Here is a 23249-nt window from a genome sequence, read left to right as displayed (position 1 = left end):
ATGATCCGGCCTAGCTGCCGAATCGGGGCTTATTTCAGCGGTTTATGAAGCAATATTCAAGCCCGGCGTCATGGCGGCGGCGGTTTTCAACCGCGCAGTAGGATTACTTGCCGCTTTTGGCCTTGCCGCTCTGATGGGAGCGCAAGATACGGCTCTTCAGCACGTTGGACGACTTGAAGGTCATCACCCGACGCGGCAGGATCGGCACTTCCTCGCCGGTCTTGGGATTGCGGCCGATACGCTCGTTCTTGGAGCGGACGTGGAATGTCGCGAAGGACGACAGCTTCACCGTTTCGCCGCGCACGATGGCTTCGCAGATTTCATCCAGCACCGCTTCGACGAGTTCGGCCGATTCAGTGCGCGACAGGCCGACCTTCCGGTAAACTGCCTCGGCAAGGTCGGCGCGCGTAAGTGTCTTTCCCCCCATGCGACCGTCCCATCAGCTCAAAACATAAAATTCGGCACAACAACGGCAGAGCCTAAGTAATTGATCCGTCAAGGTCAAGGACCGAAACTGGACCGTTCGGCACTTACCAGCGAACCAGGACAGCGCCCCAGGTGAAGCCGCCACCCATCGCTTCCAGGAGGACGAGATCGCCCTTCTTGATGCGGCCGTCGGCAACGGCCACCGACAGCGCCAACGGCACGGAAGCAGCCGAGGTGTTACCGTGCAAATCGACCGTAACCACCACCTTTTGCTCAGCTATCCCGAGCTTCTTGGCGGAAGCGTCAATAATTCGTTTATTGGCCTGGTGCGGCACGAACCAGTCGAGATCCTCGGCTGAGATACCGGCTTGCGCGAACGTCGCCTCGATGACGTCGGTGATCATGCCGACCGCGTGCTTGAAGACTTCGCGGCCCTCCATCCGGAGGTGGCCGACCGTACCCGTCGTCGAGGGCCCGCCATCGACAAAAAGCTTGTCCTTGTGCGTGCCGTCGGAGCGCAGGCTGGCCGCCAGAACGCCATGGTCGGCGATCGTGCCCGCGCCCTCGCCCGCTTCCAGGATCATGGCACCGGCGCCGTCGCCGAACAGCACACAGGTCGACCGGTCGCTCCAGTCGAGAATGCGCGAGAATGTTTCGGACCCGATCACCAGGACACGCTTGGCCAGGCCGCCGCGGATGTAGAGATCGGCGGTGGTCACGGCATAGACGAAACCCGAACAGACCGCCTGCATGTCGAAGGCAAAGCCGTGATGCATACCGAGCCGGTTCTGGATCTCGACGGCGGTGGCCGGAAACGTGTTGTTGGGCGTCGAGGTCGCCAGCACGATCAGATCGATGTCGGCGGGCGTGAGGCCCGCATTGGCAAGTGCGGCACGTGCCGCCGCTTCCCCCAGCGAAGCGGTCGTCTCGTCATCGCCCGCGATGTGGCGCTGGCGAATGCCGGTGCGCTGGGCGATCCACTCGTCGGAGGTCTCGACCATGCCTTCGAAATCGGCATTCTTCATGATTCGGCGGGGCAGCGCGGCGCCCGTGCCGCGCACGACTGATCTGATCAAAGTTCTTTCCTATTCCTTTGCGTCGGTGACGACGTCGGATTTCCTAGATGACAGGGCGCGCGGGTTGCGCGCATGAAACAGGTCCAGATCGGCCTCGATACGGTCGAGGAGGTTGTTGCGGACCATGTCATAGCCGAGTTCGATCGCGGCGGCGAACCCGTCAGAATCAGCACCGCCATGGCTTTTGACGACGATCCCGCTCAGCCCCAGGAAAACGCCGCCATTGGAGCGGCCGACATCCATCTTTTCGCGCAAGCGGTTGAAGGCGCCCTTAGCGAAGACGTAGCCGATCCTGGCCATCAGGGTGCGGCTCATCGCGGCGCGCAGATAACCCGCTATCTGGCGCGCCGTGCCTTCCGCGGTCTTCAGAGCGATGTTGCCGGCGAAGCCCTCGGTCACCACAACGTCGACCGTGCCCTTGCCGATATCGTCGCCCTCGACGAAACCGTGATAGTTCATCGAGGCCATGTTGGCTTCGCGCAGCATGCGCCCCGCCTCCTTGACCTCTTCCTGGCCTTTGATCTCCTCGACGCCGACATTGAGCAGGCCGACGCTGGGCCGGGCTATGCCGAAGACCGAGCGCGCCATGCCGGTGCCGAGAATGGCAAAATCGATGAGCTGTTGCGCATCGGCCCCGATGGTCGCGCCGACATCCAGCACCACGCTTTCGCCGCGCAATGTCGGCCAAAGGGCTGCGATCGCCGGGCGATCGATGGTGGCCATGGTGCGCAGGCAGAATTTCGACATCGCCATCAGCGCACCGGTGTTGCCCGCGGAAATGCAGGCGTCGGCCGTGCCGGCCTTGACCGCTTCGACGGCCTTCCACATCGATGACTTCCAGCGGCCGTGGCGCAGCGCCTGGCTCGGCTTGTCGTCCATCCTGACCGCAATTTCGCAATGGAAGAATTCGCTGATCTCGGCAAGCTTGGGAAATTTGGCGAGCTCCGGGCGCACGACCTCCTCACGCCCGAAGATGACGAAGCGGATGTCGGGACGACGGGTCGCGACCGTCATGAGCGCTGGAATGACCACGGCTGGTCCGTGATCGCCGCCCATGGCATCGATGGAAATCCTGATCACGCGGTATTTGTCTCACGGTTAGGCGGCAGGTCGTTTAGCGACCGCGAAGGTTCGGCGAAAATAACGGTTTTGGGCTGCCACACAACCGACTTTTCCGTCGCGGGCGAGCTTTTCAGGATTTTCCCAGCAAGGATCGCAGTTTTTGCTGAAATTCATTCTCCGCCGGTTCGGTCTCGCTGCCGGCGTTGAGCGATGCGCCCTGCTTACGCGGATAGGGGTCGATGGCGAGCCCGAAATACTGTTCGGCGAGTGCCCCGACATCGATCGTGTCACCGGAAAATGTCTCTGGACTGTCAGGGCCTTCCGCGTCGAGCAGGATCTCGCCGCCACCATCGAAACCCTGCCGTCCAAGCTTGGAATCCTCGGGCAGCAGCAGCGCTTCGACCGGTTCGTCGATATGCGCTTGGACAGGCTCGAGCGTGACGATGCAGGCCTGGGTGATGTCGGCTTCGACACGACCGCTTATCTTCACGCCATTGCGCTTCCACGACGCGACCAGAAGCTCGGCGCGATAGGATTCGACCGAAATCAACCCGTGCTCCTCGGCCAGTGCCGCACGCTGTGCGGCATCGGCTTCGATAACCAGCGGCAGGCCCTTTTGCGGCAGGCGCGTGATGTTTGCACGGAAGGAGACCGGGCTTTGCGGGTCCACATGCTTCATTGTTCAACCTCCTTGGCGGCGGGAAAGGTCAGCGTGCCGGAGACAATCGATTCGGATGTCTGCGCGGCCAGATGATTGCGCGCGTCGGTAACATAGTTGGCCAGCAGCGATGCCTCCAGCCAGGCGCCCGCGTCGGGCCGGACATTGCGGGCAAGAGCCGCGGTCAGCGCTTCATGGTCGTTTCTTTCCAGGGCATCGTCATAGGCAGCGGTTCGGCCATAAAACATCTTTGCCAGCTTTTTCATGCGTTTGGGCACGCCAACGTCGCCAATGCCCAATTCCCGCAACGAATGGTCGACGTCGAGGAAGAACTCGTCGATCAGCACCTGGGCGACCTCTTGCGCCGCACCGCTCTCACCGCGCAACCTGTGCTGGAACAGGAACATGTGCAGCGACAGCATCTCGAAACGGCCAAGCGGCGTGTCTGGCACATTCCAGTGGGAATAAAACACCGTCTGCCGCGCCGCCGCCACGATTTGTGCGTAAAGCGCCTCGGTGATAGCGCGGTTGGCGTAGCGTTCGCGGCCAAAAAAGCGCTGGAACATTGGGGATGGTCTCCTGGGGACCGTTTGTTGAAGTGGGCTTGTTGCATCGGCAAGCAAGCTGGTTTACCGGTTTCGCGGCCCAGCGCAAGTTGCGGCCAGCTAATGGAGTTGTTGTTGCGCGCGCTGAATTTCAAGTCGACCTTCTCGTCCAGGCCCGCCGGCGCGATCTCGCTGCTGATGATCGTTTCGGCACTATCGGCCTGCCACACCTCCAAGATGATCGGCGACCTCAGCCCGAGTGAGACGCTGACGCAAGGTTACGTCATAGACCAGCAGGCAATCGACCTGGTGCCGGTCGGTTCGAGCCGCGAGCAGGTGCTTCTGGCGCTCGGCACGCCGTCGACGACCGCGACCTTCGACAACGAGGCCTTCTATTACATTTCGCAGACGCGCAAGCGCTACGTCGCCTTCGACAAGCCACGGCTCATTGACCAGCATGTGCTGGCGGTCTATTTCGGCGCCGATGGCCGCGTCACCCAGATCGCCAATTACGGGATGAAGGACGGCAAGATGTTCGACTTCATCTCACGCACCACACCGACCGGCGGCAAGGACCAGAACTTCCTCAGCCAGATCATCAACGGTGCCAGCAAGCTGGCACCCAGCATTCCGGGTGGCGGCGCCTAATTCCTTTCGGCTTCCATTCCTGGAGCCTCATCATCTCAGGCGACCAAAAACCCGCGGGAGCGATCCTGCGGGTTTTTGTTATGGCCTCGATCAGGGCAAGATCCCCGTATGTTTGCCGGCGATGCTTAAGCCGTCGAACCCAAGCCGGTAGATGAGATACCGGCGCATTTACCGCATGCAAGGCGGACATCGGCTTGTTGACGTGTCGACATGGCATTGCTCAACAAAAAACCCGCGGGATCGCTCCCGCGGGTTGTTTCGGGCTGAAGTCTAGATCAGCCGTGCGCGAGCACGGCCAGCAGCAGGAGCGCGACGATGTTGGTGATCTTGATCGCCGGGTTGACGGCCGGACCAGCGGTGTCCTTGTAGGGATCGCCGACCGTGTCGCCGGTCACCGAAGCCTTGTGCGCCTCGGAACCCTTGAGATGCTTGACGCCGTCCTTGTCGACAAAGCCGTCTTCGAAGGACTTCTTGGCGTTGTCCCAGGCACCGCCGCCAGAGGTCATCGAGATGGCGACGAACAGGCCGTTGACGATGACGCCGAGCAGCGAGGCACCCAGCGCTGCAAAGGCAGACGCCTTCGAGCCCGAGATGAGCAGCACGCCGAAATAGACGACGAGCGGCGCCAGCACCGGCAGCAGCGACGGGATGATCATTTCCCTGATTGCCGCCTTGGTCAGAAGGTCGACCGCGCGGGCGTAGTTCGGCTTCGAGGTGCCGGCCATGATGCCCGGATCCTCGCGGAACTGCTTGCGCACCTCCTCGACGATGGCGCCCGCCGCACGGCCGACGGCCGTCATGGCGATGCCGCCGAACAGATACGGGATCAGCCCGCCGAAGATCAGGCCGGCGACGACGTATGGGTTGGAGAGATCGAAGGAGATCTCGCCCATGCCCTGGAAGTAGGGATATTTGTCGCCATTGGCGGCGAAGAACTTCAGGTCGTTCGAGTACGCGGCAAACAGCACCAATGCGCCGAGACCAGCGGAGCCGATGGCGTAGCCCTTGGTCACCGCCTTGGTGGTGTTGCCGACCGCGTCGAGCGCGTCGGTGGAGTGGCGCACTTCCTTGGGCAGGCCGGCCATTTCGGCGATGCCGCCGGCATTGTCGGTGACCGGGCCGAAGGCATCGAGCGCAACGATCATGCCGGCAAGGCCGAGCATCGTCGTGACCGCGATCGCCGTACCGAAGAGGCCGGCAAGCTGATAGGTCGAGATGATGCCGCCGACGATGACGATCGCCGGCAGCGCCGTCGATTCCAGCGAGACCGCGAGGCCCTGGATGACGTTGGTGCCGTGACCGGTGACCGACGCCTGGGCGATGGAATTGACCGGGCGCTTGTTGGTGCCGGTGTAGTATTCGGTGATGACCACGATGAGACCGGTCACCACGAGGCCGATCAGGCCGCAGATGAACAGGTTCTTGCCGGTGATGACCATGCCGGCGACCGTGCCGACCTCACCCCAGCCGAGCGTCACCTGGGTGGCGACGCCGAGGCCGACGATGGACAGCAGGCCAGTGACGATCAGGCCCTTGTAGAGTGCGCCCATGATCGAGCCGTTGGAACCGAGCTTGACGAAGAAGGTGCCGACGATCGAGGTCAGGATGCAGGCGCCGCAGATGGCGAGCGGATAAAGCATGGCCGCACCCAACACGGCGGTGCCGCCAAAGAAGATGGCAGCCAGAACCATGGTGGCGACGACAGTCACCGCATAGGTTTCGAACAGGTCGGCGGCCATGCCGGCGCAGTCGCCGACATTGTCGCCGACATTGTCGGCGATCGTGGCCGGGTTGCGCGGATCGTCTTCGGGAATACCGGCTTCGACCTTGCCGACGAGATCGCCGCCGACGTCGGCGCCTTTGGTGAAGATGCCGCCGCCGAGACGAGCGAAGATCGAGATCAGCGATGCGCCGAAGCCGAGCGAGACCAGCGAGTCGATGACGATGCGGTCATTGGGCTGGAGGCCCATGAAGTGGGTCAGGATGAGGTAGTAGATCGACACGCCGAGCAAGGCGAGGCCAGCAACCAGCATGCCGGTGATGGCGCCCGATTTGAACGCGATGTCGAGGCCGGCAGCGAGGCTGTTCGATGCGGCCTGCGCCGTGCGAACGTTGGCGCGAACGGAGACATGCATGCCGATGAAGCCGGCGGCGCCTGAAAGCACCGCTCCGATCAGGAAGCCGATCGCGGCGGTGATGGACAGCAACCACCAGGCGAGCACGAGGACGACAACGCCAACGATGGCGATGGTAGTGTACTGACGCGCCAGATAGGCTTGTGCGCCCTCGCGGATAGCCGCGGAGATTTCCTGCATGCGTGCATTGCCCTGATCGGCCGCAAGGACCGAACGTGTCGCCCAGATGGCGTAAAGGATTGAAAGCAGGCCGCAGGCGATGACGGCGGAAATAATTGTCATTGCCGGATTTTCCTCGATTGATGGCCCAAAAGAACCCCTCCCTGGGCCGTTGAGACAAAGACCGGATTCCGAGCACGGAATCCGCCTCTTCGCAGCGGTGTATGCGAAACAGGGCTGCGAACGTCAAGATATTGTTCGGTTTTTGCCCGGCTTTCGCCCAAATGGTTGGGACCAGGCGGCGGCTGCCGTCAGCACCCTGCGATTAGATCGATTGAAATTAGCCCTGACGCAGGGCGTGGCTACTCTGCCTCCCGGCCCATCCGGCGCGCCGTGTAGCGCTCTATGGCCGACAGGCCGTCATAGATCAGCACGGCAAGGGCTGCCACGATCAGGCCGCCCTGCAGGATGAAGGCGAGATTGTTGGACAACAACCCGGCGATGATCACTTCGCCCAGCGTTTTGGCTGCCACGGTCGAACCGATGGTCGCCGTGGCAAGGCTGATCACCACCGACAGCCTGATGCCGCCGAGAATGATCGGGGCGCTGAGCGGCAGCTCGACCTTGGTGAGCCTTTGCCAACCGGTCATGCCGGCGCCGCGCGCCGCCTCGACGACATTGGCAGGTAGCGTCGTCAGGCCGGTCAGCGCGTTCTCGAAGATCGGCAGCAGGCCATAGAGAAACAGCGCGATCAGTGTCGGCTTCTCGCCGAAGCCGACGGCCGGCACGGCGAGTGCCAGCACCGCCACGGGCGGAAAGGTCTGGCCGATGTTGACCAGGCTACGCGACAGCGGCAGGAATTCGGCGCCGGCCGGCCTGGTGACCAGGATGGCAAGCGCCACCGCAACGATGGTTGCTGCCACGGTGGCGATCAGAACCGTGCGCAAATGCAGCAATGTCAGCGTCAGCAGGCTGCCCTGGTTGTAGATCACCGGCGCATTGTTTTCGGTCAGCGGCTTCAGCAGCGGCACGAACCAGCCGGGATTGGTGACGAAGGCAACGAGCAGCATCACCAGGGCAAGTCTGAGCAACGATGGAAGCCAGGCCTTCATGCCGGCCTCGCCGCGCGCTTCACCAGCCCGTCGACGGTGACGCGGCCAAGCGGCTTGCCATCGGCGCCTTTGACCGGCAGCGCCGGCCGGCCCGTCCACAACAATTCGGCCAGCGCGTCACGCTGGCTGGCGTCGCCGGGGATCGCCTCGCCTTCGGCGGAGCCCTTCTCCACGGCATCGCGGACCCGGCCGAGCGACAGCAACCGGAACGGCCTTTCGCTGGCGCCGACCAGGGTCTCGACGAAGGCGCTTGCCGGCTTTGCCAGGATCTCGGCGGGCTTGGCGTATTGCACCAGCTTGCCGGCATCCATGACCGCGATCTTGTCGCCCATATGCACGGCCTCTTCCATGTCGTGGGTGACCAGGATGATGGTGGTGCCGAAGCGCTTCTGGATCGCCAGCAGATCTTCCTGCGCCTTGTTGCGGATGATCGGGTCAAGGGCGCCGAACGGTTCGTCCATCAACAGCACGTTGGGCTCGGCGGCGAGCGCGCGGGCAACGCCGACGCGCTGTTGCTGGCCGCCGGACAGTTCGTGCGGATAGCGCGGCCCGAAGGCTTCGGGGTCAAGCTGATAGAGCGTCATCAGTTCGTCGACCCGGGCCTTGATGCGGTCCTTGTCCCAACCGAGCAGCACCGGCACGGTGGCAATGTTCTGCGCCACCGTGCGATGCGGGAACAGGCCGTGGCCCTGGATGGCGTAGCCGATGCTGCGGCGCAGCTCATAGCCGGGCAGCGAACGATTGTCGGCGCCGTCGAGCTTGATGATGCCCGAGGTCGGTTCGACCAGCCGGTTGATCATGCGCAGCAACGTCGTCTTGCCGGAACCGGACGTGCCGACAATGACGGCTATGGTGCGCGGCTCGATGACCATCGACACGTCATCGACCACGGTCGTCGCGTCATAGCGCTTGGTAATGCCTTCGATCTCGATCATGCCGTTTCAACCCTGCGCCTGGTGGCGGTCATTTCGATCACCGCATCGAGGATGATGGCGGCGGCAAAGGCGAGCGCGACCGTTGGCACCGCGCCGAGCAGCACAAGGTCCATCGCCGTCTGGCCCACACCCTGGAAGACGAATACGCCGAAACCGCCGCCGCCGATCAGCGCGGCAATGGTGGCGAGGCCGATGTTCTGCACCAAGACGATGCGGATGCCGGTGAGGATGACGGGAAAAGCCAGCGGAAACTCGACGCCGAACAGGCGCTGCCTGTCGGTCATGCCCATGCCGCGTGCGGCGTCGTTGGCGGTGCGCGGCACGCCAGCGAGACCGACCACGGTGTTGGCCACCACCGGCAGCAGCGAATAAAGGAACAGCGCGACGAAGGCGGGGGCTGTGCCGATGCCGCGAATGCCGAGCGCGGCAGCCCCCGGCACATGCGTGGCCACCCAGCCGAGCGGCGCGATCAGCAGGCCGAACAGCGCGATCGAGGGAATGGTCTGGATGATGTTGAGCACGTTGAGAACCCCGGCGCGCAGACTTTCGACACGATGGCAGAGAATACCGAGCGGCAGGCCGACGACCACTGCCGCAAGCAGCGACCCTAGCGCCAGCGTTACATGCTTGGAGCCCTCCGCCCAGAAACTGTCGGCGCGGTTGAAATATTCCTTCAGGATCGACAGATTGTCCCAGCTTCCCGAAATCAACAGCAGCCCGATCGCCAAAGCCGAGACCGCAAGCACGCCAACTCGTGCCAATGGCGACAGGTTCAGCCGTGTCAGCACATCGGCGAGCAAAAGCGTGAAGGCAAAGATCAGAATCCAGAAACCGGAGGCTGGCGAAACTCTCGCAAAGGTGTTGCCCTCCGGCGTGAGGAATGTTCCGGCGACGCCGATCAGCAGCGCGAGCGCGGCAAGCGCCACCACGCTGGCGGCAAGGCGCAGCGCAAACGGTGTCTTGAACAGCGCGATGAGTGCTGCGGCGACGATCATGACGAGCAGCAGCGTCCCGGTGGTTGCCGGCAGCGCCTCAAGAATCGAGCGCGCCTGGCCGGGGACGATGCGGTTGGCACGGAACGTGGCAAAGGGCGCGGCAAAAGCCGCGTAGGCTGATATAGCGGCGATGACCACGCCGAGCTTGTCGAAGCGGATGTTCACGCCCTCCCCCGTCAGTCGATCCGGCGCGCCACGAAAGCGGCGCGCCGGAATCGTCCTACTTCAGGAAGCCGTTCTTCTTCAAAAAGTCCTCGGCGACGCCCTTGACCGGCTCGCCGCCGACCTGCACGCGACCATTCAGCTCCTGCAGCGTGACGAGGTCGAGCTTGGCGAAGACCGGCTTCAGCAGCGTCTCGATCTCGGGATGTTGCTTCAGCACCGCTTCGCGGATGATCGGCGCCGGCTGGTAGACCGGCTGCACGCCCTTGTCGTCGTCGAGCACGACGAGCCCGGACGGTGCGATGCCGCCATCGGTGCCGTAGACCATGGCCGCATTGGCGCCGTTGGTCTGGTTGGCGGCCGCGGCGATGGTTGCCGCGGTGTCGCCGCCTGAGAGAGTGATCAGTTGGTCCGGCTTCAGCGTGAAGCCATAGGTGGTCTGGAAGGCCGGCAGTGCAGCCGCCGAATTGACGAACTCGGCGGAAGCCGCCAGCACCACCTGACCGCCGCCCGCGACATATTTGCCGAAGTCGGTGAGCGTGGCGAGCTTGTTGGTCTCGGCGACTTCCTTGCGCAGCGCGATCGCCCAGGTGTTGTTTGCGGGCGACGGCGACAGCCAGACGATCTTGTTGGCGTCGTAGTCGAGCTTCTTGGCCGTTTCATAGGCCTTGGCGGCATCCTTCCAGACCGGGTCGTCGGCCTTCTCGAAGAAGAAGGCGGCGTTGCCGGTGTATTCGGGATAGATGTCGATCTCGCCGGCGGTGATCGCCTTGCGCACCACCGGCGTGCCGCCGAGCTGGATGCGGTCCGATGTCTTGATGTTGTTGGCGTTGAGGACGAGCTGGATGATGTTGCCGAGCACGCCGCCCTCGGTGTCGATCTTCGAAGAGACAACCACCTGGGCATTGGCGGAAGCCACCGTGATGCCGAGCGCCAATGCCGCGCCGGCCAGAAACTTGACTGAAAACATTGTGGAACCCCTAGCTATGAACCGAAACGCGATGACCGCATATGAGCATGGCTTCAACGGCCAGTCGGGGCACACGGTTTCATAACAAGGGGGATCAGCGCAATATTTTTGTTCGGAAGGCCGATTTTGAGGCGACGCTGGCGATCTGCTGCCATCTGGCGGATAATGCCATGGAGTGCGGGTGGCAAACACGGAGAGCGTGTCATGGCCATACACAAAGTCGGCTACCTCATCGGAAGTCTTGCCCGGGAATCCATCAACCGCAAGCTCGCGAAGGCGCTCGTTCAACTGGCTCCTCCGGAACTTGAAATGACGGAAATCGCCTTCAGGGATCTGCCTCTTTACAGCTACGATTATGATGCGGATTTCCCGCCGGTCGCCCGGGATTTCAAAAAGGCGATCGCGTCCGTTCAGGCCGTCCTGTTCGTTACCCCGGAGTACAACCGCTCGATCCCTGGCGGATTAAAGAACGCGATCGACTGGGCGAGCCGCCCCTATGGAAAGAATTCATTCGCGCGCAAACCGTCCGCCGTCATCGGAACATCGCCGGGCGCCATCGCAACCGCTGTCGCCCAACAAAGCCTGCGCAGCGTTCTGAGCTTCTGCAACTCACCCCAGATGAATGCGCCGGAAGCCTATATCCAGTTCACGCCGGGACTGATAACGGACGACGGCGAAGTGACGGTCGAATCCACCGAGGACTTCCTGCGCAACTACATGGCTGAGTTCCATATGTTCATAGCGAGGGTGCTTCAGGTGTTGCCGCCGGACGCATAGGTTTGGCGTCAAGCCGGGCGCGCGCTCGTCACCTTCAGCGCGCCCAGCGCCACGAAGCACAGGACGGTGACCGGAAAGACTATCCAGTTCAGCATCTCCCAGCCCCAGGCGTTGTAGACCATGCCCGACATCAGTGAGGCGCAGGCGACGGAGCCGAACAGGACGAAGTCGTGGAAGCCTTGCACCTTGCCCTTTTCCGACGGCCGGTAGGCGGAGGCCACCATTGCGGTCGCGCCAATGAAGCCGAAGTTCCAACCAAGGCCTAGCAGGATCAGCGACGTCCAGAACTGCCACAGCGCCAGGCCCGACAGAGCGACAATGGCGCAGCCGATGAGCAGGATCAGGCCGGTGGTCACAATGCGTTCGGCGCCGAAGCGATGGATCAGCGAGCCGGTGAAGAAGCTTGGCGCAAACATCGCCATGACGTGCCAGGAGATGCCGAGCGTCGCGTCGGTCTCCGACAGTCCGCAGCCGACCATGGCCAGCGGTGCGCCCGTCATGACGAAGCTCATCAGCGCGTAGCTGCCGACCGCACAGAAAAGCGCGGCGACGAAACGCGGCTGCGTGACGATTTCAGCCAGTGGTCTGGCGTCGCTGTCGGCGATCTCCACCTTGCCGGATGCTTTCGCCGGCAGCCGCAGGAAGGACAGGATGATGGCGCCGACGGCGGCCAGCGGCAGGATGGACACGAACGAACCGGCAAACATGACCGGCGCCAGCGATTCGCGGGTGAAGATGACAATCTGCGGCCCGAGGATAGCGGTGACGATGCCGCCGGCCAGCACGAAGGAGATGGCGCGCGCCTTGAATTCCGGCGGTGCGTTGTCAGCGGCGGCGAAGCGGAACTGCTGGACGAAGGCGCCGCCGACACCGATCGTGAGCAAGCCAAAGGCAAACAGCCAGAAGCTCCCTTGAAAAAGCGCAAGCGTGGCGACGAGGCCGCCAAGCGCCGTGACGATCGTTCCGGTCATGAAGCCGCCGCGCTGGCCCATTCTGCGGATGATGGCCGCTGCAGGCAGCGCGCCGAGCGCCACGCCGATGTTGAAGCCGGTGATCGGCGCTGTCGCCAATGATTTGTCGGGGCCAAGCAGATATTGCCCGGCCAGCGCGCCCACGGAGATGGCGATGGGGGCCGCCGAGCCGATGATCGCCTGCGATGCGGCCAGGATCAGCGCCGTGCGGCGCGCCTCGCTGCCTGCCTCGACGGCGATTGCCGTCATGATGCGTCCTTGCCGCGCCCCTCGCCACGCACCCGGCGTGACACACGGTCGAGCACGGCATTGACCAGCTTCGGCTCGTCTTCCTCGTAGAAGGCCTTGGCGATGTCGACATATTCGGAGACGATGACGGCGACCGGGACATCCTCGCGCTTCATCAGTTCGTAGACGCCGGCGCGCAGGATGGCGCGCAGCGTCGAATCGAGCCGCGACAGCGGCCAGTCCTCGGTCAGCGCCTGGCGGATGATCGGATCGATGGTCTTCTGGTTCTCGACGACACCCGCCAGGATAGCGCGAAACCATTGCGCATCGGCCTCGCGATAGAGCGCGCCGTCGACTTCCTTGCCAAGGCGAAACGCCTCGTACTCGGCGGTGATCTCGAAGACACCGCTGCCGGCGACATCCATCTGATAGAGCGCCTGCACGGCGGCCAGACGGGCAGCGCCGCGCTTGTTGGCGTGGCGCATCGCAGGCTGCCCGGGCGAAGCGGGTTCGCTCACGATCGCGCTCCCAATTGTTCCTTGAGGGCAATCATGGTCAGCGCCGCACGCGCGGCAAAGCCGCCCTTGTCGCCTTCCGAGCGCTTGGCGCGAGTCCAGGCCTGGGCGTCATTCTCGGTGGTGAGAATGCCGTTGCCGATGCAGACCGAGTCCTGCACGCTCAAATCCATGAGCGCGCGGCTGGATTCATTGGCGACAATGTCGAAATGGTAAGTGTCGCCGCGGACGACGGTGCCCAGCGCGACAAAGCCATCATAATGTGTGCCGCCTTCCGTCGCGCCGTCCAGTGCAAAGGTGATCACCGCGGGGATCTCCAGCGAACCTGGAACGGTGACGACGTCGTAAGTCGCGCCCGCTTCATCGAGCGCGCTTGTCGCGCCGTCGAGCAGCGCATCGGCAAGGTCGTCATGAAAGCGCGCTTCGACAATGAGCAGATGCGCCTTCGCCTTCGGACGAATGAAGGCTTTGCCGTGTTGGGATGTACCAGCCATAAAAGTCTCCGGGGAGTTGCCGGTGACTTAGGCCGAAGCCGGGTTCATCGCAAGCGGAAGATTGCTGGATGGACTCCTGTCCTATCGATCCTCTCGCGTATGCCACAGGCGCAACACAGAAATTGTCGTGTTCTGTATCTCGTAACGAATTTCGTAGCTGCCTACCAAAATGCGACGCACTTCTCGTGGTTCGAACTCTTCCAGTCTCTCACCGATGCGCGGATATTCGACCAACCGTGCCGGCGCGGCAGTAAGCGACTGCACGGCACGTGCGGCCGCCGGGCCATTTTCTAGCACGAGAAAATCATGTAGCCGGACCAAGTCGGACAAAGCCTTGTTGGTCCATTTCAACTCCATCAACGAGGCACCGGCAGTGGCTTGTCGGCACCAAGACTCTCAGCCCACGCCTGCACGGCCTGGTGATCGATGACCCGTCCTGCGTCGACATCGGCCATTGCTTCAAGCGTGAGCCGTCGGCGCTCCTCCTCCAAATCCACCCACGCGGAAAGAGCTTGTTTGACGATCCAGCCGCGTGGGCGCTCAAGGCGGGCAGCCAGTTGATCTACCTTTTCAGCCAGCGGCAGCGGAACGTGAGCGGTGATTACTTTTGTATCCATCAGAGCCTCACAATCAGATTTAATCATAGCGATTAAAACTGATTAAGTCGAGTGCAGCAGCACTTAAAGCCCCTCTTTCGTCGCCTCGACCAGCCGCGCCGCATAACGCGCCATGGTGTCGATCTCGAGATTAACGCGGTCGCCGACCTTGCGCTCACCCCAGGTGGTCACGGTCAGCGAATGGTGGATCAAAAGCACGTCGAAGCGCGTGCCTTCGACCTTGTTGACGGTGAGCGAGGTGCCGTCGAGCGCGACCGAGCCCTTGGGCGCGATGAACTTCGCCAGGTCGCGCGGCGCTTCCAGCGTGAAGCGCACGGCATCGCCCTCATCCTTGCGCTCGATGATCTCGGCCATGCCGTCGACATGGCCCGAAACGATGTGGCCGCCGAGTTCGTCACCGATCTTCAGCGCCCGCTCCAGATTGACTTTGGTGCCGGATTTCCAGCCCGAGGCCGTGGTCAGCCGCAAGGCTTCCTCCCATGCTTCAACCTCGAACCAGCGCGCATTCGAAACGCTGTCGGGCAAGGCCGTGACTGTCAGGCAGACGCCGCCGCAGGAGATCGAGGCGCCGATGGCGATGGTCTGCGGGTCATAGGCTGTGTCGATGCGCAGCCCCACCCCTTCCCTGAGCGGCTTGACGGACGCGACAGTGCCGACATCGGTGACAATTCCGGTAAACATCGGTGTTGATCCCTAAAGGTCTCTTATCCACTCGGCGTAGCTGTCTTCGCCAAAGCGCATCTCGCGCAATTTGCGAAATCCTGCCGGGATATGGTCGGCGTCGATCGGCGATGCAATGCCGTCGTCGCCGATTGCATCCGGTCCCTGGAACAGCACGATGCGGTCGACCAGCCCGTCGGCCAGGAAAGCGCTCGCCACCCTGGCGCCGCCCTCGACCAGCACGCTGGCCATGCCGAGCGCGGCCAGATCCTCGAGTAGTTCCGGCAAGGCTACGCCGCCCTCGTGCGTCTCGGTGCCGATGAAGCGCACGCCGGCGCGTTCGAGTGCTGCCCGCCGCAGCGGATCGGCCTCCAGGCAGGCGGCGATATAGAGCGGTACCCGGTCGACGCCCGAAACCAGCTTCGAGGCCTCCGGCAACCTGAGCTGGCGGTCGAGCACGATGCGGGCAGGCGAACGGTTCTCAAGCCCCGGCAAACGCACCGTCAGGGCCGGATCATCCTCAAGGGCGGTGCCGATACCAACCAGTATGGCGTCCGCCTCAGCCCGCATCAGATACACTTCTCGGCGCGCGATATCGCCGGTGATCGACACCTGCCCGTCACCTTCCCTGCCGATCTTGCCGTCGCTGGAAAGCGCAAGCTTGAGAATCACTTCCGGGCGTTTTCTCAACGATCGAATCAAATAGCCGGCCATCTGCTCGGCAGCTTCCGCCGCCAGCACCTTCTCGACCACCTCGACACCGGCCGCGCGCAGGATCGCATAACCCTTGCCGGACACGCGCGAATCGGGATCGCTGGCAGCACCGACGACCCGCGCAACGCCGGCATTGACCAGCGCATTGGCGCAAGGCGGCGTGCGGCCGTGGTGGGCGCAAGGTTCCAGCGTGACGTAGGCGGTGGCGCCGCGCGCGAGGTCGCCGGCCTCGGCCAGGGCCTCGGTCTCGGCATGCGGACGGCCGCCGACAGCGGTGACGCCGGTGCCGACGATCATCGGACCATTGCCGTCATCGCGCACGATCAGCGTACCGACAGACGGGTTGGTCGCGGTGCGCCCGGCATTTTTTCGCGACAGTCTGAGTGCCGCTGCCATGAAGCGGCGATCAAGGGCGGCCTGTTCGCTTGCAGTCATGCTCAGCTGGCTTCCTCTTCACCCTTGACTTCGTCGCCCTTGAGCTCGCCCAGCAATTCATGGAAATCCTTGGCCTCCCGAAAATTGCGGTAGACCGAGGCGAAACGGACATAGGCGACATCGTCGAGCGACTTCAGCGCTTCCATGACCAGGCGGCCGACTTCTCCCGAAGCAACCTCTGTCTCGCCGGAACTTTCGAGCTGGCGCACGATCCCTGTCACCGCGCGGTCGATGCGTTCGGGATCGACATTGCGCTTGCGCACGGCGATCTCCACCGAGCGCAACAGCTTGTCGCGGTCGAAGGGCACTTTGCGGCCCGATTTCTTGACCACGACGAGGTCGCGCAACTGCACGCGTTCGAAGGTGGTGAAACGGCCGCCGCAATCGGGGCAGACGCGCCGCCTGCGGATCGCCGCGCCATCCTCGGCGGGGCGCGAATCCTTCACCTGCGTATCTTCCGACTGGCAATAGGGACAGCGCATGGAGAAGCCTTTGGTTGGCGAATCTGGTGAAGCGAAAGGCTTAGAGGTTTTTGCAGCGATGGCAAAGTGTCGCCAACAGCTTCCTCGCCCTTCAGAGATAGCGAGGCGCAAGCAGGATTGCCAGCCTCGCCAGCAGCCGCACAGCGTACCGATGTCTTCAGGGAGCAACGTCGGCGGTCGGAAACCCGCACGATGCGCCGAGACTACGATAGGCCTTGGTGAAGCCGTCCATGGATATGCTTCCGACCGGCGCATCGCCGAAGGAGACGTCAAGCACCGATGCCCGGCGCATGGTGCGCAGGAGCGCCAGGCTGGTCTTGGACTGGTTGTCGACGGTCCAGCTGAGCCGGCCGTTGACGGCGCCATCGGAATGGAGCTTGGCAGTGACGCGGCCCTTGTCGTCGCCGAAAGTGGCGGCAACCGACTTGCCGGCCGGCAAGGCCTTGTTGTCGACGGCGATCGTTACGGACGGGTAGGCATCCGGCGGCAGTGCATCGCCGTTCGTGATGATGAGCGTCAGAACGCCGCTCTCGCCGCCAGCGCCGATAAAGGCGGTCGAGGCCGCGCAGGTCTTGCGCAGATCCTCACCGGTGTCGACCTCGTCGACCAGGGTCGACCATCTGCCAAAGGTTTCGAGCTTGGGTGCCGTCTGGGCGGGCGCCGCGGGCTCGGGCTGAGGTGCGGGTTGCGCAGGAGCGGGTTGCGCGGGCGCGGCTTGAGCAGGGGCGGTTTGCGCCAAGGCGTTGCCGGGGAAAGGCCCGGCGATCAAAGCAGCCAGAGCGCCAACGGCGCCAAGGTCGGCGAAACGAAATGGTCGCATCATCAAGGCTCCTGCCGGTCGCCCCGGCCTGCTGAAACGACGCTTGTCGTTGCAGCAGGCGGCAAAACTTCCTATCGCGTCAGCCGAGATAGGGATAGAGCGGGAAGCGATCGGTCAGCGCCACGACCTTGGCCTTGACCGCTGCTTCGACGGCGGCATTGCCCTCGTCGGAATTGGCGACCTTGAGACCATCCAGCACTTCGGCGATCAGCTTGCCGATCTCCCGGAATTCGGCCTGGCCGAAGCCGCGCGTGGTGCCGGCCGGGGTGCCGAGACGCACGCCCGAGGTGACAAAAGGCTTTTCCGGGTCGAACGGAATACCGTTCTTGTTGCACGTGATGTTGGCGCGGCCCAGCGCCGCCTCGGCGCGCTTGCCGGTGGCGTTCTTCGGACGCAAATCGACCAGCATCAGATGGTTGTCTGTGCCGCCGGAGACGATGTCGAGACCGGTTTCCTTGAGGCTGGAGGCGAGCGCCTTGGCGTTGGCGGCAACGCTCTCGGCATAGACCTTGAAGCTTGGCTTCAGCGCTTCGCCGAAGGCAACCGCCTTGGCGGCGATGACATGCATGAGCGGGCCGCCCTGCAGGCCGGGGAACACCGCCGAATTCATCTTCTTGGCGATGTCCTCGTCATTGCACAGGATCATGCCGCCGCGCGGGCCGCGCAGCGACTTGTGCGTCGTGGTCGTCACGACGTGGGCATGCGGCAGCGGCGACGGATGCACGCCGCCGGCGACCAGCCCGGCGATGTGCGCCATGTCGACCATCAGATAGGCGCCGACCGCGTCGGCGATCTCGCGAAAACGCTTCCAGTCCCAGACGCGGGAATAGGCGGTGCCGCCGGCCAGGATCAGCTTCGGCTTGGTTTCATGCGCGGTCTTCTCGATGGCATCCATGTCGAGCAGATGGTCGTCCTGGCGCACGCCATAGGAGACGACCTTGAACCATTTACCGCTCATGTTGACCGGCGAACCGTGGGTCAGATGGCCGCCGGAATTGAGGTCGAGGCCCATGAACGTGTCGCCCGGCTGCAAGAGCGCCAGGAAGACGGCCTGGTTCATCTGGCTGCCGGAATTCGGCTGGACATTGGCGAAGTTGCAGCCGAACAGCTTCTTGGCGCGCTCGATGGCCAGTTCCTCGGCCACGTCGACAAACTGGCAGCCGCCGTAGTAGCGCTTGCCCGGATAGCCCTCGGCATATTTGTTGGTCATGATCGAGCCCTGCGCCTCAAGCACCGCGCGGGAAACAATGTTTTCCGAGGCGATCAGCTCGATCTCGTGGCGCTGGCGGCCGAGTTCGTTGCGGATGGCGCCGAAAATCTCCGGATCGGCGTCGGCCAGCGTGGTTTCGAAGAAGGATTCGAATTTGTTCGACACTGCCGCTGCTGTTGCCATGGCCTGAAATCCTCGGGGTTCGGGGGCAATTTTGTTTATGCATGTCGTTGCTCAAACCGCTGTACACTTTTGGGCAACCTGCACGCGGCGCCATTAACACAGTTGTTTTCGCCCCGCCACGTTTGCCACGCGAAATTTGCTGGCCGGATTGCGCCAGCCAGGCCCGCGCGTCGTTATTTCCTCGCCTTCCGGCCCCTCAGCAATGCCTCGGTGAGCGTGATCTCGGTAAACAGCGCCTGCGACGTATGGTCGTTGATCTCGCCGCTGCGAAACATGGCGCGCACGGCTTCGCGCTCGGCTTCGATGCCCGCAAATCTCAATTCGAGCTCCAGCCTTCCGGCTTCACGCGCCTCGGCGCGGGCCTCATCGGCTTCGTCCGAGGCGGCGATGCGGCGCCGGTACCCGGCGACGATGCTGTCGGCGGCGGCAAGCCTGGCGCCGGGCACCTCGCCTCCCTCATCATCTGCGGCTCCGGCGATGCTCTCGATGCGCGCGATTGCCGCCTTGGCGGCGCCGACACGCGCCAGCCGCTCCTCGGCGGCGCCGGCATCCTCACCCGGCTCGACCAGCCCCCTGGCGATCGTCGGCAGAGCGAGACTGGCGAAGACCAGCGAGCAGATGATGACGCCGGCGGCCAGGAAAATGACCAGATCGCGTGCCGGGAACGGCGAGCCGTCCGGCATGGCGAGCGGCAGCGACAATATGCCGGCCAGCGTGATGGCGCCGCGCACGCCGGCCACCGAACCGGCGAGCCGCACGCGCAACCCGAACGGTTCCACCTTGCGCTTGCCCAGACGTGCGGCGATGCCGGCTGCGAGATCGCCTACCCATATCCACAGGAAGCGCAACGCGATCAGGCACAGCGTCAGCGCCACGACGGTCGCGATCGGCTGGATAATCGGGTGCAGGCTCATGAGTTCCGGCGGCACATGGCGGATGATGTCGGGAAGCTGCAGGCCGAGCACGATGAAGAGAGCACCGTTGAAAACGAAGGAAAGCGTCGTCCACAGCGACATCGTCTGCATGCGGGCCGAGACGCCGAGGAAGCGAAACACGCCGGAGCCGCCGGTGAGCAGGCCGGCGGTAACAGCCGCCAGAATACCGGACGCTCCGACATGCTCGGCGCCGAGATAGGCGATGAAGGGCAGCAGAACCATCACCAGCACCTGCGCTTCGGCCGGCACGCCGCCGATCCGGTTGAGCAATTGCAGCAGCTTGGCGGCAACGAACAGTGCCGCGACGCCGATCAGGATGCCAATCGCCACGGCATAGAGAAAACTGAGCGAAGCCGCGGCAAGGGAAAAGCTGCCGGTCAGCACTGCTGCGACGGCGAAGCGGAACATGACGAGGCCTGAAGCGTCGTTGAGCAGCGACTCGCCTTCGAGAATGTGCATCAGCCGCGCCGGGACGACATTCCTGTCGACGATCGAGGACACGGCCACCGCGTCGGTCGGCGACAGCACCGCGGCAAGCGCAAAAGCGACCACCAGAGGGATGCTCGGCACTAGCCAATGCAAGGCGTAGCCGAAGCCGACGATGGTGAAGAAGACCAGCCCTATGGCCAGATCCAGGATCGGTCCGCGCAGCGCCATCAGTTCACGCTTCGGTGCGCCATAGGCATCGCCGAACAGCAGCGGCGGAATGAACACCAGCAGGAACAGTTCCGGATTGATCTCGACATGGATGCCGCGCACCGGCCACGCAAGCGCGGCACCGATCGCAATCTGCAGCACCGGCAACGGCACCCGTACCAGGCGAACCAGAGCGCCGGAAAGCGCCACGAAGACGAGCACGACCAGAATGAAGACGGCGACTTCCATGGTCCGGTTCCAGGCTTTCCGCCGACCATGCGCAAAGCCGGCCGATCCGTCCAGCCGCCCGTCCCGTGAAAAACGCCGCGACACCCAATCAATGAAAAAAGGCCGCCCTGAGAGGCGGCCCTTTTAAATAGAAATCAAATGCTTACAGCGCGGACGTGATCTGCAGCTCGTTGTTGCCATCAAGCGCGTAGACGTCGTCGCGGAACTGCACCACGCCCGGACCGGTCGACCAGGCCGAGAGATAGAGGAAGTGGACCGGCACCGGATTGGTGACCTGGATCGGCGTGTTTTCACCGGTCTTGATCGCCGCCTCGAAATGCTGGCGGTCCCAGCCGGGCGTGTCGCGCAGGATCCAGGTGACGAGGTCGCGCACATTCTGCACGCGCACGCAGCCCGAGGAATCGAAACGCAGCATCTTGCCGAACAGGCTCTGCTGCGGCGTGTCGTGCATGTAGACGCCGTCAGGGCTCGGGAAATTGATCTTCACCGAAGCCATGGCGTTTTCCGAGCCGGGATCCTGGCGGAACCGGTACTTGGCGGCGTCGTCGGTCGACCAGTCGACATTCATCGGATCGACTTCGCTGCCATCGGGCGCGAACAGGCGGATGTGGCTGTTCTTGAGATAATCGGGATTTTTCCGCATCAGCGGAATGATGTCCTTGCGCACGATCGAGACCGGCGCGTTCCAGTATGGATTGACGATGATCTCAGTGATCTTGGAATTGACGATCGGCGTCTGGCGATCGATCTTGCCGACGATCGCGGTGTGGCGAAGCACGACGCGGTCGTTCTCGACCGCTTCGACCTGGGCTGCCGGAATGTCGACCAGCACGTAGCGGCTGCCCAGCGTGCCGGCCTTCTCGCGCAGCCGCTGCAGATTGGTCTGCAACTGGCCAAGCCGGATCTGCGCCGAAACGTTCATCGCCGCATAGGTGTATTTGCCCATCGAGCCATCAGCCGGCAGGCCGTGACGCAGTTGGAAGCGCTTGACTGCCGAGTCGACATAGGAATCGAAAGCCGTCGAAATGCCGGCGCTCTGCGACAGGTCGCCCGCGACCATCAGGCGCTTGCGCAATGGCACCACATCGGGATCATCGACGCCAAGCTGCAGCTTCTTGGTCGCGGGAACATCGACCCAGCCACCCTGCCCGACAATGTTCTGGTACTGCGCGACCGCCTGTTCCGTGAAGGCAACGGTCTGCGGGCTGAAGATCGGCAGCGTCGAGGCCACCTTGCCACCCTCGCTGGCGCGGGCGTCGAACTGGTCGTCCCAATTGCCGCGCGCCGAGGATTTCAGGATATCACCGATCACATCCTGCGCATTGGCGCCGCCGGCGACCACCGCGGCTGCGAGCGCGGAGGCTCCGGACAGGAAAAAACGACGGCTGGTTTTCATGGACGTTCCAGACATTGGTAGCAGTTCGATCACTTGCTGCGTTGATCACCGGGCGATCTCGCCCGCACTGTAAAATTGGCAATCTTAACAATTAGCCAACCATGGTCCGTATCAGCTTGGTGTGACAATGCACAGGCGCGATACAGGCTGCGGGTGAACGCATGGTCTTCACCACAGCATCACTGCCACTCTCGGTTCCATTGGAATATGGCGGCAACGTGGCCTAGCGGCCAAATCCGACCGGCCAGCATTCCGAAAAGAACGGACCGTGCTTTTTGGGTATCGATCGGCGATCGACCACGCGGTGCAATGACCAGCCAAATCAAAGAAAAGGCCGATGCCTCTCGGCACCGGCCCTGACTGAAGGTCGATATTTCGGCCGCGCTTCTGTGACGCGGGCCGGATCCGATGCGGCGGATGTCTTACATCCGGTAGGCGATGGTGTCGTTCCAGAAGCGGTCGAGCCGCTGCAAAGCGCGGTTCATCTGCTTGAACTCGTCGGTGTTGATGCCGCCGACCTGTTCGATCGAGCCGACATGACGCTCGTAAAGGCCGGCGACGACCTCGGCCACCTCATTGCCCTTCGGCGTCAGCGAGACGCGGACCGAACGGCGGTCGATGCGCGAGCGCTGATGGTTGATGAAGCCGAGATCGACCAGCTTCTTCAGATTGTAGGAGACGTTCGAGCCGAGATAGTAGCCACGCGAGCGCAGCTCGCCCGCGGTCAGTTCGGAATTGCCGATGTTGAACAGCAGCAGTGCCTGGATGGCATTGATGTCGGAACGGCCGTTGCGGTCGAATTCGTCCTTGATCACATCAAGCAGGCGGCGGTGCAGCCGCTCAACAAGCTGCAGCGATTCCATGTACAGGGAACGGATAGCCTCACGGCGATCGTCGGATACGTTGGCGGTCTTCGCCGCCGGACGCGAATTGATCATTGTCTTTGCCTCTCGTTTGTCGCCCTGGTGATTTTTTGTTTTTCACCTTGATCGCGACACTATCGAATACTCATAAAATTCGACTTAAACGCTAGGGCTAACAAGA

General features: G+C 63.1%; 25 protein-coding genes. 2 read left to right on the top strand and 23 right to left on the bottom strand.

Annotation, left to right across the window (positions count from 1 at the left end; all coding sequences use genetic code 11):
- Window positions 1-103 precede the first annotated feature (103 nt).
- The 5 genes from A4R29_RS11035 to A4R29_RS11015 all read right to left on the bottom strand — a co-directional run bounded on the left by A4R29_RS11035 (window position 104) and on the right by A4R29_RS11015 (window position 3788).
- A complete protein-coding gene (locus A4R29_RS11035; RefSeq protein WP_013532231.1) occupies window positions 104-427 on the bottom strand; it encodes an integration host factor subunit alpha in 324 nt (107 codons plus the stop codon).
- Window positions 428-530: 103 nt separating this feature from the next.
- Entirely contained in the window at window positions 531-1502 is a 972-nt protein-coding gene (locus A4R29_RS11030) for a beta-ketoacyl-ACP synthase III (protein ID WP_024504674.1), read from the bottom strand.
- Between the two features lie 9 nt (window positions 1503-1511).
- Window positions 1512-2582, bottom strand: a complete 1071-nt coding sequence (plsX, locus tag A4R29_RS11025) for a phosphate acyltransferase PlsX (protein WP_024504675.1) — start codon at window positions 2580-2582, stop codon at window positions 1512-1514.
- Window positions 2583-2694: 112 nt separating this feature from the next.
- Window positions 2695-3243 carry a YceD family protein gene (locus tag A4R29_RS11020; protein WP_063171903.1) on the bottom strand — a complete coding sequence of 183 codons (549 nt, stop codon included), beginning with the start codon at window positions 3241-3243 and terminating at the stop codon, window positions 2695-2697.
- The gene (locus A4R29_RS11015) at window positions 3240-3788 is read right to left on the bottom strand and encodes a ubiquinol-cytochrome C chaperone family protein (protein WP_063167769.1); all 549 of its coding nucleotides are present in this window, start codon (window positions 3786-3788) and stop codon (window positions 3240-3242) included. The genes A4R29_RS11020 and A4R29_RS11015 overlap by 4 nt, the downstream gene beginning before the upstream one ends.
- A gap of 114 nt (window positions 3789-3902) precedes the next feature.
- Here A4R29_RS11015 and A4R29_RS11010 point away from each other — a divergent pair, with 114 nt between their 5' ends.
- Window positions 3903-4415: an outer membrane protein assembly factor BamE gene (locus A4R29_RS11010; RefSeq protein WP_013532236.1), complete on the top strand. Its 513-nt coding sequence runs from the start codon at window positions 3903-3905 to the stop codon at window positions 4413-4415.
- Between the two features lie 275 nt (window positions 4416-4690).
- Here the strand turns inward: A4R29_RS11010 and A4R29_RS11005 are convergent, their stop codons facing one another.
- The 5 genes from A4R29_RS11005 to osmF all read right to left on the bottom strand — a co-directional run bounded on the left by A4R29_RS11005 (window position 4691) and on the right by osmF (window position 10883).
- Entirely contained in the window at window positions 4691-6832 is a 2142-nt protein-coding gene (locus tag A4R29_RS11005) for a sodium-translocating pyrophosphatase (protein ID WP_013532237.1), read from the bottom strand.
- Window positions 6833-7071: 239 nt separating this feature from the next.
- Window positions 7072-7821 carry an ABC transporter permease gene (locus tag A4R29_RS11000; protein WP_013532238.1) on the bottom strand — a complete coding sequence of 250 codons (750 nt, stop codon included), beginning with the start codon at window positions 7819-7821 and terminating at the stop codon, window positions 7072-7074.
- Complete coding sequence (locus A4R29_RS10995) at window positions 7818-8756, bottom strand: ABC transporter ATP-binding protein (RefSeq protein WP_013532239.1); 939 nt, start codon at window positions 8754-8756, stop codon at window positions 7818-7820. Before A4R29_RS10995 ends, A4R29_RS11000 begins: the two co-directional genes overlap by 4 nt.
- Window positions 8753-9916: an ABC transporter permease gene (locus tag A4R29_RS10990; protein ID WP_063171902.1), complete on the bottom strand. Its 1164-nt coding sequence runs from the start codon at window positions 9914-9916 to the stop codon at window positions 8753-8755. Before A4R29_RS10990 ends, A4R29_RS10995 begins: the two co-directional genes overlap by 4 nt.
- A 55-nt stretch (window positions 9917-9971) precedes the next feature.
- Entirely contained in the window at window positions 9972-10883 is a 912-nt protein-coding gene (gene osmF, locus A4R29_RS10985) for a glycine betaine ABC transporter substrate-binding protein OsmF (protein ID WP_013532241.1), read from the bottom strand.
- A gap of 204 nt (window positions 10884-11087) precedes the next feature.
- On the opposite strand from osmF, the gene A4R29_RS10980 reads away from it, so the two are divergent.
- Window positions 11088-11660: an NADPH-dependent FMN reductase gene (locus tag A4R29_RS10980; protein WP_013532242.1), complete on the top strand. Its 573-nt coding sequence runs from the start codon at window positions 11088-11090 to the stop codon at window positions 11658-11660.
- An 8-nt stretch (window positions 11661-11668) separates the two neighbouring features.
- Here the strand turns inward: A4R29_RS10980 and A4R29_RS10975 are convergent, their stop codons facing one another.
- From A4R29_RS10975 to ldtR, 13 genes are all read right to left on the bottom strand, one after another.
- Window positions 11669-12880, bottom strand: coding sequence for an MFS transporter (locus A4R29_RS10975; protein WP_063171901.1), 1212 nt, complete (start codon window positions 12878-12880; stop codon window positions 11669-11671).
- Window positions 12877-13377 (bottom strand): transcription antitermination factor NusB, encoded by a 501-nt coding sequence (gene nusB / locus A4R29_RS10970; protein WP_013532244.1) that lies wholly within the window; start codon window positions 13375-13377, stop codon window positions 12877-12879. The genes A4R29_RS10975 and nusB overlap by 4 nt, the downstream gene beginning before the upstream one ends.
- The gene (gene ribH, locus A4R29_RS10965) at window positions 13374-13868 is read right to left on the bottom strand and encodes a 6,7-dimethyl-8-ribityllumazine synthase (RefSeq protein WP_013532245.1); all 495 of its coding nucleotides are present in this window, start codon (window positions 13866-13868) and stop codon (window positions 13374-13376) included. Before ribH ends, nusB begins: the two co-directional genes overlap by 4 nt.
- Window positions 13869-13949: 81 nt before the next feature.
- A complete protein-coding gene (locus tag A4R29_RS10960; RefSeq protein ID WP_063171900.1) occupies window positions 13950-14225 on the bottom strand; it encodes a type II toxin-antitoxin system RelE/ParE family toxin in 276 nt (91 codons plus the stop codon).
- On the bottom strand, window positions 14225-14485 hold the full coding sequence (locus A4R29_RS10955; RefSeq protein ID WP_063171899.1) for a CopG family ribbon-helix-helix protein: 261 nt from the start codon (window positions 14483-14485) through the stop codon (window positions 14225-14227). Before A4R29_RS10955 ends, A4R29_RS10960 begins: the two co-directional genes overlap by 1 nt.
- A 63-nt stretch (window positions 14486-14548) precedes the next feature.
- Window positions 14549-15166: a riboflavin synthase gene (locus A4R29_RS10950; protein WP_063171898.1), complete on the bottom strand. Its 618-nt coding sequence runs from the start codon at window positions 15164-15166 to the stop codon at window positions 14549-14551.
- Between the two features lie 12 nt (window positions 15167-15178).
- A complete protein-coding gene (gene ribD, locus A4R29_RS10945; RefSeq protein WP_063171897.1) occupies window positions 15179-16294 on the bottom strand; it encodes a bifunctional diaminohydroxyphosphoribosylaminopyrimidine deaminase/5-amino-6-(5-phosphoribosylamino)uracil reductase RibD in 1116 nt (371 codons plus the stop codon).
- Between the two features lie 2 nt (window positions 16295-16296).
- On the bottom strand, window positions 16297-16776 hold the full coding sequence (nrdR, locus tag A4R29_RS10940) for a transcriptional regulator NrdR (RefSeq protein ID WP_013532250.1): 480 nt from the start codon (window positions 16774-16776) through the stop codon (window positions 16297-16299).
- Between the two features lie 157 nt (window positions 16777-16933).
- Window positions 16934-17599 carry a hypothetical protein gene (locus A4R29_RS10935; protein ID WP_063171896.1) on the bottom strand — a complete coding sequence of 222 codons (666 nt, stop codon included), beginning with the start codon at window positions 17597-17599 and terminating at the stop codon, window positions 16934-16936.
- A 76-nt stretch (window positions 17600-17675) separates the two neighbouring features.
- Window positions 17676-18989 carry a serine hydroxymethyltransferase gene (gene glyA, locus A4R29_RS10930; RefSeq protein WP_013532252.1) on the bottom strand — a complete coding sequence of 438 codons (1314 nt, stop codon included), beginning with the start codon at window positions 18987-18989 and terminating at the stop codon, window positions 17676-17678.
- Window positions 18990-19162: 173 nt separating this feature from the next.
- Window positions 19163-20809 (bottom strand): Na+/H+ antiporter, encoded by a 1647-nt coding sequence (locus tag A4R29_RS10925; RefSeq protein WP_063171895.1) that lies wholly within the window; start codon window positions 20807-20809, stop codon window positions 19163-19165.
- Between the two features lie 142 nt (window positions 20810-20951).
- The gene (locus A4R29_RS10920) at window positions 20952-22205 is read right to left on the bottom strand and encodes a L,D-transpeptidase family protein (RefSeq protein WP_027162427.1); all 1254 of its coding nucleotides are present in this window, start codon (window positions 22203-22205) and stop codon (window positions 20952-20954) included.
- A gap of 422 nt (window positions 22206-22627) precedes the next feature.
- The gene (ldtR, locus tag A4R29_RS10915; RefSeq protein ID WP_008875359.1) at window positions 22628-23143 is read right to left on the bottom strand and encodes a transcriptional regulator LdtR; all 516 of its coding nucleotides are present in this window, start codon (window positions 23141-23143) and stop codon (window positions 22628-22630) included.
- Between the last annotated feature and the right edge of the window lie 106 nt (window positions 23144-23249).

It is taken from the genome of Mesorhizobium ciceri biovar biserrulae, assembly GCF_001618845.1.
Taxonomy (GTDB): Bacteria; Pseudomonadota; Alphaproteobacteria; order Rhizobiales; family Rhizobiaceae; genus Mesorhizobium; species Mesorhizobium ciceri.
This window is presented reverse-complemented; position numbering and strand designations above follow the sequence as displayed.